Source organism: Streptomyces sp. NPDC007983, assembly GCF_042958345.1.
Taxonomy (GTDB): Bacteria; Actinomycetota; Actinomycetes; order Streptomycetales; family Streptomycetaceae; genus Streptomyces.
On the sequence record NZ_JBIBJI010000022.1, the window covers coordinates 69,758 to 80,448 of the forward strand.

Annotated in this window: 5 protein-coding genes; all 5 read left to right on the forward strand. The window is 69.9% G+C overall.

The features are described 5' to 3' along the window. The first annotated feature begins 32 nt into the window (after window positions 1-32). The 5 genes from ACFZCY_RS39125 to ACFZCY_RS39145 all read left to right on the forward strand — a co-directional run bounded on the left by ACFZCY_RS39125 (window position 33) and on the right by ACFZCY_RS39145 (window position 10,686). Window positions 33-1,232, forward strand: coding sequence for a hypothetical protein (locus tag ACFZCY_RS39125; RefSeq protein ID WP_391184701.1), 1,200 nt, complete (start codon window positions 33-35; stop codon window positions 1,230-1,232). Then, on the forward strand, window positions 1,225-4,932 hold the full coding sequence (locus ACFZCY_RS39130) for a hypothetical protein (protein WP_391184705.1): 3,708 nt from the start codon (window positions 1,225-1,227) through the stop codon (window positions 4,930-4,932). The genes ACFZCY_RS39125 and ACFZCY_RS39130 overlap by 8 nt, the downstream gene beginning before the upstream one ends. Window positions 4,933-4,970: 38 nt before the next feature. Further along, window positions 4,971-8,060, forward strand: coding sequence for a pPIWI_RE module domain-containing protein (locus ACFZCY_RS39135; protein ID WP_391184708.1), 3,090 nt, complete (start codon window positions 4,971-4,973; stop codon window positions 8,058-8,060). 515 nt (window positions 8,061-8,575) lie between these two features. Beyond that, entirely contained in the window at window positions 8,576-9,229 is a 654-nt protein-coding gene (locus ACFZCY_RS39140) for a VWA domain-containing protein (RefSeq protein WP_391184711.1), read from the forward strand. A 35-nt stretch (window positions 9,230-9,264) separates the two neighbouring features. Next, complete coding sequence (locus tag ACFZCY_RS39145; RefSeq protein WP_391184713.1) at window positions 9,265-10,686, forward strand: hypothetical protein; 1,422 nt, start codon at window positions 9,265-9,267, stop codon at window positions 10,684-10,686. Window positions 10,687-10,691 lie beyond the last annotated feature (5 nt).

Genomic DNA, 10,691 nt, shown 5'->3' on the forward strand with positions numbered 1-10,691 from the left:
GTTGTTGCGTCGCACTACCTGGAGTCAAAGCCGTGCCCGCGAATCTCCACCCTACTCGCGATCCGTCCGCCGATGCGCTCGATGACTGGGCCGCCCACGACGGCGTCCCTCTGCTGGCCACTGTGGCCCGAGCCCTCTGCGTCCTGGACCACACCACTGGGTTGGACGCCTTCTCCCTGCCATATCCTCCCGTCGTCCAACTCGCCTTGGACCGATCGGTCGTCGCCTGGATGTGCCGCGGACTCCGACCGCCCGCCTCGCTCACGGAACTAGTCCAGCGGTGTGCCGACATCCCGCTGGAGGACTGGCCGCTGTCGCTGCCGTCGGACGCCGTCGGCCCGGACGACGTCCTGCTCGACCCGTACTCACATCGCCCCACGCAGCTGTGCCACGAGTGGAGCGAATGGGAGCGCTTGGCGCCCGACCCGGCTGTGCGGCACCGCGACGAACAGGTGATGCGGGCCGCCCTGGACCGGTGCCGCAGCCATGGGGAGGAGGACGCGTACACCGAGTTCCGCGGCCTGCTGGTGCGGCGACCCGTGCTGACGACCCAGGAACTCTTCGCCTTACATGGCGACTTCACACTGGAGCCGGTCTGGGAGCTCATCGACCTGATCTACCCGGAGGTCCCTCTTTCCTGGAGCCGGGACGGTTGTTACGCGGTGTGCGGCCGCTGCAGAACGCTGCTGACGCCGCTTGCGGGCGGAGAGTGGTGGTGCGAGCGAGATCGCTGCCGCCGACAGGGAGACCCGCCGGTCGGCCGTCTGATCGAAGCGGCCCACACCGGCACCGTGTATCAGCTGGAGCGCCCGTTGCGCCGGCATGTCACCGGGCCCGGACTGGCCGAGGTGGAACTGGAGGACCGCCTCACAGATCTGGGCCTCGACGTCACCATGTGGCCTGGCTTCGACGCTTACGACCTGCTGGTCGTCTTCCCCGATGGCCACCGCTGGGCCGTCGACGTCAAAGATTGGGCACACCCGGCCTTCCTCGGCCGCGCCGCCCGCCCCGTGCGGCCCGACCCTCCGTACGACAAGGCGTTCTGGGTGGTACCTACCTACCGGGTGCGCGAACGCCCCGGATATCAGCAGGCGTTTCAGCGCGCCCGACCCGCAGCGGCTGCTGCCGTACAGCTGCTTACCGATGACGAACTGCTCCGGGCCGCCCGGCAACGGCTGGCCGAGTCGCGCCGTGGCACTCGCGCCGACACCCGGGAGGGCACAGATGCGTGACGCGAAAGCCTGGTGCGAGTCCGTAGCGGAGGAGCTGAGGGACGAGTGGTCCGTGGCCGGTGCCCCAGATGGGTTCGGCCCGGTCGAGTTGTGCCGCGTCGAGCTGGGGCTTCGGCTGCTCGAACTGCTTGCTCCTACGGCGGACGCCGCGGATGCCTATGTGTTGTTCGGTGGCTATCCGTTCGCGCAACGCGCGGGGTCGGCGCAGGAGCCGTGGCAGCGCGTGGCCCTCGCCGCCGCCCGGCATCTCCTGTGGCCGCTGCGGCGGCGCGCCTGGCGGCAGGCGCTGGACGCCTACCGGTTGGCTTCCACCAGGCTGCGGGCTTACGAGCTGCCGCCTGTTGGAACCACCGGCGGTCCTCGACCCGTGGTGCCGATGGTGGCGGGGCGTCGGATGGACGTCTACGACCAGTCCCTCGCCCAGTTGCCGGGCCTGGTGACCCGCGCACTGAAACCGGCCCCTGCAGGGACGAGTTCTTTCCAGGAACGCCGCCGCAACGCCTCGGTCACCATTCCCGAGGACCTTGTCTTCGCCAACCCGCCCGGTCACGACCTCGGCGCGGGCCGACCTGGTGGCGGCGAACCTCTCACCGTGCGGCGCGATGAACTGCGTACGACAGCCCGCTGGATGGACGAGCGCGAGCGCGAGGCGGAGGTCCCATATCCCGGCCACTGGGAACAGCGGCTGGAGAAGGTTAAGTTCGCGCCCCGAGATACTGCGGGAACGGATTACGCCGAGGCCGACGAGGTCGAACTGGACGGCATGGTCCACCTGGTCGGCATGGTCGGTGCCGGTAAGAGCACCTTCATGGTCCTTGTGGCTATCTGGGCCGCTCGGCGCAAGACCCCGCTTCGCACGACGCTCGTCGTCGGCGACGTCGCCGAACAGCTGCGGCTGTGCGCTCTCTTCGACGTGCTCGGTATCGCTGCCGCGCCCGTCCTCGGCACCACCACACGCGAGCAGCACCTCCAGCGGCTGCACCGGCGACTTGCCGCCCGCGGGCTCGACAACCTCCTCGACCACGACGATCCCGGCTTCGACCTGCTGAGTACCGCCTGCCCGGTGAGCGGCCTGCGCGGCACCGAGGGCGATCCGCTGGAGTACCGCGACGCGCCGTGCACCCGGTTGCACCCGGAGCCACGGCGCGGCACGGCGGAACCGGAAACGGTCGTTCTGGAGGAGTGGGCTCCTGACCGGAGGGCCGACGCACCCCGCCTGCCCGACACTCCGGGCCGTCTGCCCGGCCGCCCGCACGGTTGCCCCCTGTGGGCCGAGTGCCCGCGACACGCGGCTGCCCGCGCGCAGGTCGACGCTCTGATCTGGGTGGCCAACCCGGCCAGCCTCGTGCAGAGCCAGGTGCCCGCGCACCTCAACGACGAGCGGCTGCGCCAGCTGGAACTGGCCTGCCTGCGCAGCGACCTGATCTTCGTGGACGAGGCGGACAGTGTCCAGATGGCACTGGACCGTCTCTTCACCCCGTCCGGCACACTGGTCCGCCCCGACACCGACTCCTGGCTCGACCAGCTCAACCGCTACAAGATCGAAGAGTTGAGCAGACGAGCCCGCCTGCCGCTGACCGACGGCCAGGTCGCCCAGTGGAACCGGGCCTTGGGAACCGTCACCCTTGCCGTCGACCCGCTTTGCGCTCTGCTGATCAAGGACGAAGACCTTCGGAAGTGGGCTGACCCCGCCTACTTCAGCCCGTGGACGCTCCAGCAGAACCTGCTCGACGACCTGTTCCGCGACGTGACCCGGCGCCACCGCGAAGGGTCGGCCGTACAGGAAGCGTCCGCCGCTGACGACACCGCCGTCGACAGCGCTGAACTCTACGAGGGCTACGACGACGTGGCGCATGAGCCCGGCCCTTCCCCGCACATTGCGCTCTCTCCGGCCCGGCGCCTGCTCGAGGAAGCCTGGGACGCCTTCCGCGACGACCCCTTCGGTGAAGGTGATGCCCTCGGCCGACTCACCCGCAACCTCGCCGACACGGCCGACGCCCTCCTGCACCACATGGCAGCGGGCCGCACTAAGGAGCGAGTGAGCGAGCTGGCCGGTCAGCTTGTCGACCAGGTGACGGAGGAGGTACGGGCGGAACAGCCCGCATCCGCCATGCCCCCGCCCGAGCCAACGAAGGACTGGTGGGACGCCCTGTGCCTGCGGCTCTCCTTCCTCCTGCTGCTCAGCACCCTGCATCACCGGCTGGAGCGGCTTACGTTCCTATGGCCACACGTGGAGGCCGCCCTGCGGCTGGACTCCCAAGGCAAAGAGCTGGCCCGGCGCGTCCCGCTGGACTACGCCCCGCTAGTGCCCGAGGCGCCCATGGGTAACATCCTCGGCTACCAGTACCTCCCGGACGGCGAGGAACGCGACGACGCCGGCCGCCGTGGCGGCACCCTGCGTTTCTTCCGCTGCGCGGGAGTCGGGCGGGAGCTCCTGCTGAACCTGCACAGCCTCGGCGCAGATCCGGCCACCGGCCGTGGCGGCCCGCACGTCGTGTTGATGTCCGGCACCAGCTGGGCCGGCGAGTCCAGCCGGGCTCACGTCCGTGTCCCGGTGAGCCTCGTCCTCAAGCCCACGGACGCGTCCCTGGCCGCTGTGGCCCAAACCTCGTTCGCCACCCGATTCCTCTACGACCGCGACGGGCGCCCGATGAGCCTCTCCGGCACACCGCCGCGCGACCGGCTCGCCCAAGCGGTCGCGATGGCCCGGCGGCTCGGCGAACCGGGCCTGGGCGGCACATCGGTGCTGGGCCAGGAGATCAGCCGTATCCCTGAGGCGACCCGGCGCCGAGCGCTGATCCTCGTCGGCAGCTACCGGGAAGCCGCGGCGGTGGCCGAGGCACTGCACCGGTTCGATGCCTGGCGCGGCAAGGTGAGCGCGTTGATCCCGGACGACGAAGCCCGCGGCAGCGGCGGCCCAACCGGCACTGCCCCCGGGCAACCGGACGAGACTCCGGGGACGCTACGGCGTGGTGACGTCGCCCGCTTCGCCGACGATGACACAGCAGAAGTTCTGGTCGCTCCGCTGCTGGCCGTCGAGCGCGGCCACAACATCCTCAACGAGGAGGGCAAGGCCGCCTTCGGTACCGCCCTGTTCCTCGTCCGCCCGCACCCGCGCCCCGACGACCTCGACCTGTCCGTCTTCGCCGTCAACGACTGGCTGAGCGGCATGCTGCGCGACGAGCCGCGCAGCGACAGCCTCGACGGCCCGCACACGCTCACCGAACTCTGGGAGAAGGAGGGATCGCTGGACGAGGCGGCCCGAGCCCTGCGCCACCTTGGCCGCCGTGAATGGCGCCGGCTGCTCAACCGCCGGTATGCCTACAGCTCACTGCCCGCCTGGGAGAAGCGCGCCTTCGCCTGGGACCAGCTCGTCACGCTGTGGCAGGTCATCGGCCGTCTGGTGCGCGGCGGAGTGCCCGCCCGGGTGGTATTCGTCGACGCCGCCTTCTCGCCACGTTTGGCGAGGCAGCTCGCACCCGGCAGCACAGGCGAGCCGTCCTGTGTGACCGATGTGCCAGGAACCGACGGCCTGCTCCATGCCCTCGGCGGCATCCTCGACCCCTACCTGACGGACCGGCCTCGCGCCGAACGGGCCGAGCCCGCCGCTCCGCCCCACCCTGACCGGGCGGCTCGCGCTCTGGTCCGTCTCCTGTACCAGCCGTTCTACAACGCCCTCCGCACGATGACCCACCGCTGACCGCCCACCGTCCGACTCTCCTTGTGAGGAGCTGTCCCGTGCCATCCGTCTACCGCTCCGCCCGCACCACAGCTTGGCGTCCGGCTGACGCCTCTGCCTCCCATACGGCGCCCTACCGTGTCCTGCCCTTTCCTGAGCAGTGGCGGGACGCCGTTTTGACCCTGTGCAACGCGCCTCGGGTGGCAGCGGGCAAAGAGCCGTGGCGCACGGCACCGACCTGGCGCTTGGAACAGGTCCTGCAGGCGTTCGCGCCCGACGTCCTCGCGTTGCCGCGCCCCTTCCACGACCGCGACCCGGGCGCGCCGGCTCACTGGCTGTGCGCGCCCGCCGACCTCCCCGACCCGCTCCCCGGTCCGGTCCTGGACACCGTCCTCAAGCACTGGCTGCGCGACCTGCGGCCCGAGCCCGAGCATCGCGGCCTGCTGAAGGAGACCATCGCCGAACTGGCCGCCCATCCACCGCGCTGGGAGACCGTCCACCACGAGCTCCTGCCGCGCGACACGACCCAAGGTGGCACCGCGCGCCCGCTGCCCCACCAGTACAGCCTCAGCCCCGACTGGCTGGCCCGCCGGATCCTCGCCCTGGGCCCGTACCCGTACGACGGTGGGCAGCTCACCTTCCGGGCCATGCCGCGCGGACCGCGTGACCAGGGTGCCCAGCTCGTCTCTGAGCCGATCCGGTTCCCCGGGCCTGATGAGAAGCAGGACTCCTGGTGGTCGGTTACGCTGTCGATCACGCTGCAGACCGTGCCGTTCGATTCACTGCCGCGCTTCAACCTCCGCTGGTCGGTGCGCCGCTGGGCAACTCGCACCAGCCCCAAGACGGGCCGACTGCACCTCCCGTGGGGCGCGAGCACCACCGTCCTGCTGCGACCGCGCCGACCGTTCCTGCCGGGCACGCCGCGCAGCGAGCGATTCGCCATCGCCCGTATGGAGCGCTACTGGGACAAGGACCTGGGCGAGAAGGGCGACTTCGCCGACCGGTGGCGCGCGGGCGGCCCCGCAGCGATGCTCGCCGGGCTGCCCCTGGGCGAGCCATTCCCGGACGCCGACGCGATCCTGACCGACCCGGCGTCCTGGCTCCGCGACGACGCTCGGGCCGGTGTCCTGCACCGCACTGCGATGGGTCGGCACGACGTGGGCACCGGCTTCATGGCACACCAGCTCTCGCAGCTCACCGCCTGGGCGGAGGGTGCCCTTACGCCCGAGCTGCGCCGCGCCCCGGACCTCTCGTTGCTCGACCGGGGTGCGCCCGCGAACGTCCCCAAGGGAGACAAGGAGACGGTCGACGCGGAACGGTGCACTCAGCGGCGGCTGGCGACGGCGTACGCGCTGGACGCCCTCGACGGCGTGACGCGCCAGTGCGGCGCTCCCGTGCTGGAGGCACGACTGCTGTGGCAGTCGCCGCGGCTGCGCGACGCCGCCTTGGCCTCTCTCGCCGAGCATCTGGGCCTCAAGGGCGACGGCGGGTCCTTCACCGCACAGCAGTACGACAACGCCACGGCCGGCGCACCGGTCGTGCACGAATGGTCCGCCCCGGAGCTGACCGTGCGGGTCCACTGTCTGCGCCCGCTCGTCGCGATCGGTGACCGTACCGCCGACAGCCTCCTTGCCCCCCTCGACCTGCCCGTCGGCACCCGCATCAAGGACGCCCAGGTCACCGCCGCAACCGCAGCCCGCCGCGACTGCGCTGCGCAGTGGCTGGCTGCGGAACGCACCACTGAGGCGCCGGCCCTCGCCCTCGTGGAGATCGGCCGCGCCGCGTCCTACCCGAGCAAACTGCACGACCCGAAGTTCGCCATGCGACTGGGCTGCGCCAAGGCCAGCTTCGTCACACAGTTCACCACGGTGCCCGTGGCGGGCGACGAGAACGGCAAGGGCGCGGAGACAGCATCCAGCCTGAGGCACCGCACACTCAAAGCCTGGAACGACGGCCTGCGGCAGCTCGGCGCGCGTACCGTCCCCCGGCATGCCGCAGACGAAGAACTACCCGACGGACTGCGGCACGCTGCACTGTGGATGGTCCGCAAGAACCGCACGACCCGGAATCGCTGGGCTGCCCATGTCCCGGTCGGCGTCATGGTCACCCCCGACCCGGCGGGCACCGGCGCGGCCCGCGTCGAAGGCTGGGACCCCGAGGCGCGCGACGGCGCAGGCGGCTGGGTCCCATACCCCGAACTGCTGCTGAGGCTCACCACGAAGGCCGAGGTCAAGCCCGTTGTGCCCGGCCAGCGCGGACCACTGGACGACGCCGCCGACACATCGGAGGCGGAGACGGGAAGTGAGACGGAGCGCCCGAAGCTCTACCAAGAACGCGAACGGCAGCGCCGTGCGGCAGCCGAGTGGCTCCAGGGCCTGCGCGCGTCCCTTCGTACCGCGCCGACCGTCCTGTTCGCCGAGGCGCACAACGCCCGCTCGCACTGGACCTGGCTCCAGGACGGCAGGATTGAACGGGATCGCATCCAAGACGGCCTCGCCCCTGCTCGTCGCCTCGACCCCGACCTGCGGCTGGTCCGGGTCCGGGCTGGGGCCCGGAACGAGACACCGCAGTGGTGGGGGAAAGCCCCGGAGGGCAAGGTGAACGGCATCCAGCCGGGCCTGTGGGTGCCGGAGGGCGCCGCTGATGACGTCCGCGTCTTCTTCAGCACGACGGCCAAGCCCGCGCAGGCCAAGCACGCGGCGGTGAGCGCCGACAAGCTTGCGCCCCGGCCGATCGCCCAGGGAGAGCGCAAGGGCGAACCCACCATCGATACCGGCCAGGCAGCCTGGATGCCGGGTCTGCTGGAGATCGCCGTCCTCGGTTGCCACCCGGACGACGGCGACGACCCGAGATCCTTCGCGCTCCTCACCCATGTTCTGCGCCAGCCCTCGGACTACGACCAAGCCCTTGCCCTGCCCCTCCCCCTCCACTTGGCCGGCCTGGCGCAGGAGTATGTCTTGCCGACACCGAAGGGCGACGAGTCGGAGGAGGCGGAAATGGCAGCGGCGGAGACGGCGGGCCAACCCGGTGCTTCGGAGCCTCTGGACGACGCGCAGGACGCATCGCCGGTGGAACAGCCGGTGCCGAACCTGGAATCGGAGGCAGCGGACGCCGACACTGATGGGCAACTGCAACTGTTCGACGCGTAACGCCTGGACGGGATGTCGCTGCGGTGCGTAATTCAACGATGCGTGCCCGGAGGCTGGAGTACGAGAAGCATCCGACGATGGAGCGCCGTTGTCGTTGAGCGTTTGAGGGCAAGGGGCCGCAGATTCAACCCCTGTCGTTCAGCCAGCATTTTCGCATGTCGGAGCTCGCTTCCTTGAAGTGAGGGAACGCGTGCCCGCGAGGCCGCACTACAGGCCGCGAGTCCAGCGTTCTTCGCAGGGTTGGCCCGGGGAAGCGTCTCTTCCGGCTCACAGCGAGCAGACCGACTCCGCTGTCCGCGGTCGCAAGCATCTTCCATGCTGCATGAGACAGATCCGTCGAGTAGCGGGCGTGGCTCACCCATCCTGGATCTTGCGACATCGGAATACCGTCCCGCGTGATTCGTAGTATCTTGTCTACCTTGGTGTCAGGAATGAGCCGCGAGGCGCTTCGGCCTGGAGCGGCTCATGTGGTGAGCACTGTGGGGGGAAATGTCGTGAGTACCGCTCCGCGGTTCATGGCTGCGAAGGCCCGTCCGTTACCGGTACTTGTGCTGGCGGACGTGAGCGGAAGCATGGGGGAGCCCCAAGAGAAGATCGATGTGCTCAACGAGTGCATCCGCCGCATGCTCGGCGACTTCGCGACGGCCGACATCGGGCGAGGCGTCATTCACGTCGGCGTCATCGCCTTCAGTCAGGATCGCGCGGCCGTGCATCAGGAACTGGTGCCCGCGGCCCAGGCTTCCTGGACCGACATGGAGGCCCGAGGCGGCACCCCGCTGGGCGCGGCCCTCGAGCTCGCTGACGTGGTCCTGCGCGACGAGTCGGCTGTCCCGGCCCGGGCCTTCTCTCCCACCATCGTTCTCGTATCCGACGGGATGCCCACCGATGAGTGGGAAGAGGGCCTCGGCCGTTTGCTCGACTCTCCGAAGGGCGCCAAGGCCAACCGGCTGGCGATCGCCATCGGCCCCGACATGGCCGAGCAGGCGAAGGCCGTGCTGCGCCGCTTCGTCAGCGACGAGGCCAACGGTGTCTTCGAGGCACAGGATGTCGGGCGCATCCAGCAGTACTTCCGCTGGGTCACGGTCACTGTCACTCAGCGCGCCCAGAGCACCCGCCCGGACCGGGCACCGGCGCTGAGCCCCGAGGATCTGTCCGACTTCGGCGCCTGAGCCGACGGAAGCACGCTGCGAGAGGAACCCGATCCGTGGCATCGCGCTGGGATCTCGGCGGCCTTCTGCGGCCCGTCGAGGACGAATATCACCAACTGTGGTCACTGTCCCACTCGATCGGAGCCGGTGGTCAGGGCGAGGTGTGGCTGGCCCGAGGCGGACGCACCGCCGTCAAGATGATCACTGCTCCCACACAGGAAGCGGCAGAGGCCGTTCACGCTCGGCTGCGCCGAATCCAGCGCCTTCCGCTGGACGATGTCCCGCTGGCCGGCGTACTCGCCCTGCTTGCCCCGCCGAAACTGGGCTACGTCATGGAACTCGCCGACGAGATGGTCCCGTTGGACACGTTATGTGTTCCTGACGAGGAGGACCTGGCGGCCTGGTACCTGCGAACCGGAGGGCTGGAACGCCGACTGCGACTGCTGGCCGGACTCTCAGACGTCATCGCCCGGCTCCATGCTCGCGCCATTGTGTACCAGGACCTGTCGCCGTCGAACGTTCTGGTGTCCGCCTCCCCCGAGCAGCGGGAGGTCCGGCTCATCGATGTGGACAATCTCGGTCTGGTCTCGGCAGTCGAATCCGCGCCGGTGCACACCCCGGGATACGGAGCACCGGAGATCGTGTCGGGGCGCAGCGGGGCGACGACGCTGGCTGACGCGCACGCACTGGGTGTACTCATCTTCGAGACCCTCACGGCGAGCCACCCGTTTCGAGGCGATGAGGTCCTGGACTCCGACCCCGCCTATCAACAGGAGTACGCGGACCGCTTCCGCCTCCCCTGGATCGATCATCCCACCGACCGCACTAACGAGTGCACTCTGGGTATCACGCCTCGAGGGGAACTTCTGTCCGCTCAGCTGTGGAAGCTGGCCACGCGGTGCTTCGTGGACGCCGTGGACGATCCTCTGCTCCGGCCGCCCGCTGCTCAGTGGGCCGCGGCCCTGCACTCCGCGGCAGAGCAGACGGTGGAGTGCCCGGAGTGCGGATGGACCTATCGTGCTTCCGCGCCATCCTGTCTCGCATGCCGGAAGCCCAGAGACCGAGTCTGGGTGCTGCGCCACGGACTGACCGGTCCGGTCGGTACCGAGCTGGAAGGCCAGACGGGGAGCGGTGACGACGTCCCTGGTGTGGAGCTGTCGGAAGTACCTCTGCCCGACTTCACCGTGCTGCGCCCCGGTGGCAAGACGGCACTGACCGCCCGGCATACCTCCCCTGCCCCTGACCGGCCCGACGCGGTGGTCGCTCAGATGCTGCTCCACGGCGAGGACGCCACCGTGCTGAACCTTTCGCGCACCAGCCTCTGGCTGGACCATCAGGACGGGCGGCCCTGGCGGGAGATTGGCCAGGGAAGTCAGGCAACGGTGCCCGTCGACGGCCGCCCGTGGACGCTCCACTTCGGGAAGCGAGGTGTCATCCACCGCTGGGTACGTCTGATGGCTCTGGAGGCGAGTAGGTGAGCGTT

Excerpts from the sequence above, each read along its gene's own strand:
- ACFZCY_RS39130 (WP_391184705.1), top strand. The coding sequence starts at position 1,225 with ATGCGTGACGCGAAAGCCTGGTGCGAGTCCGTAGCGGAGGAGCTGAGG.
- ACFZCY_RS39140 (WP_391184711.1), top strand. The coding sequence starts at position 8,576 with ATGGCTGCGAAGGCCCGTCCGTTACCGGTACTTGTGCTGGCGGACGTG.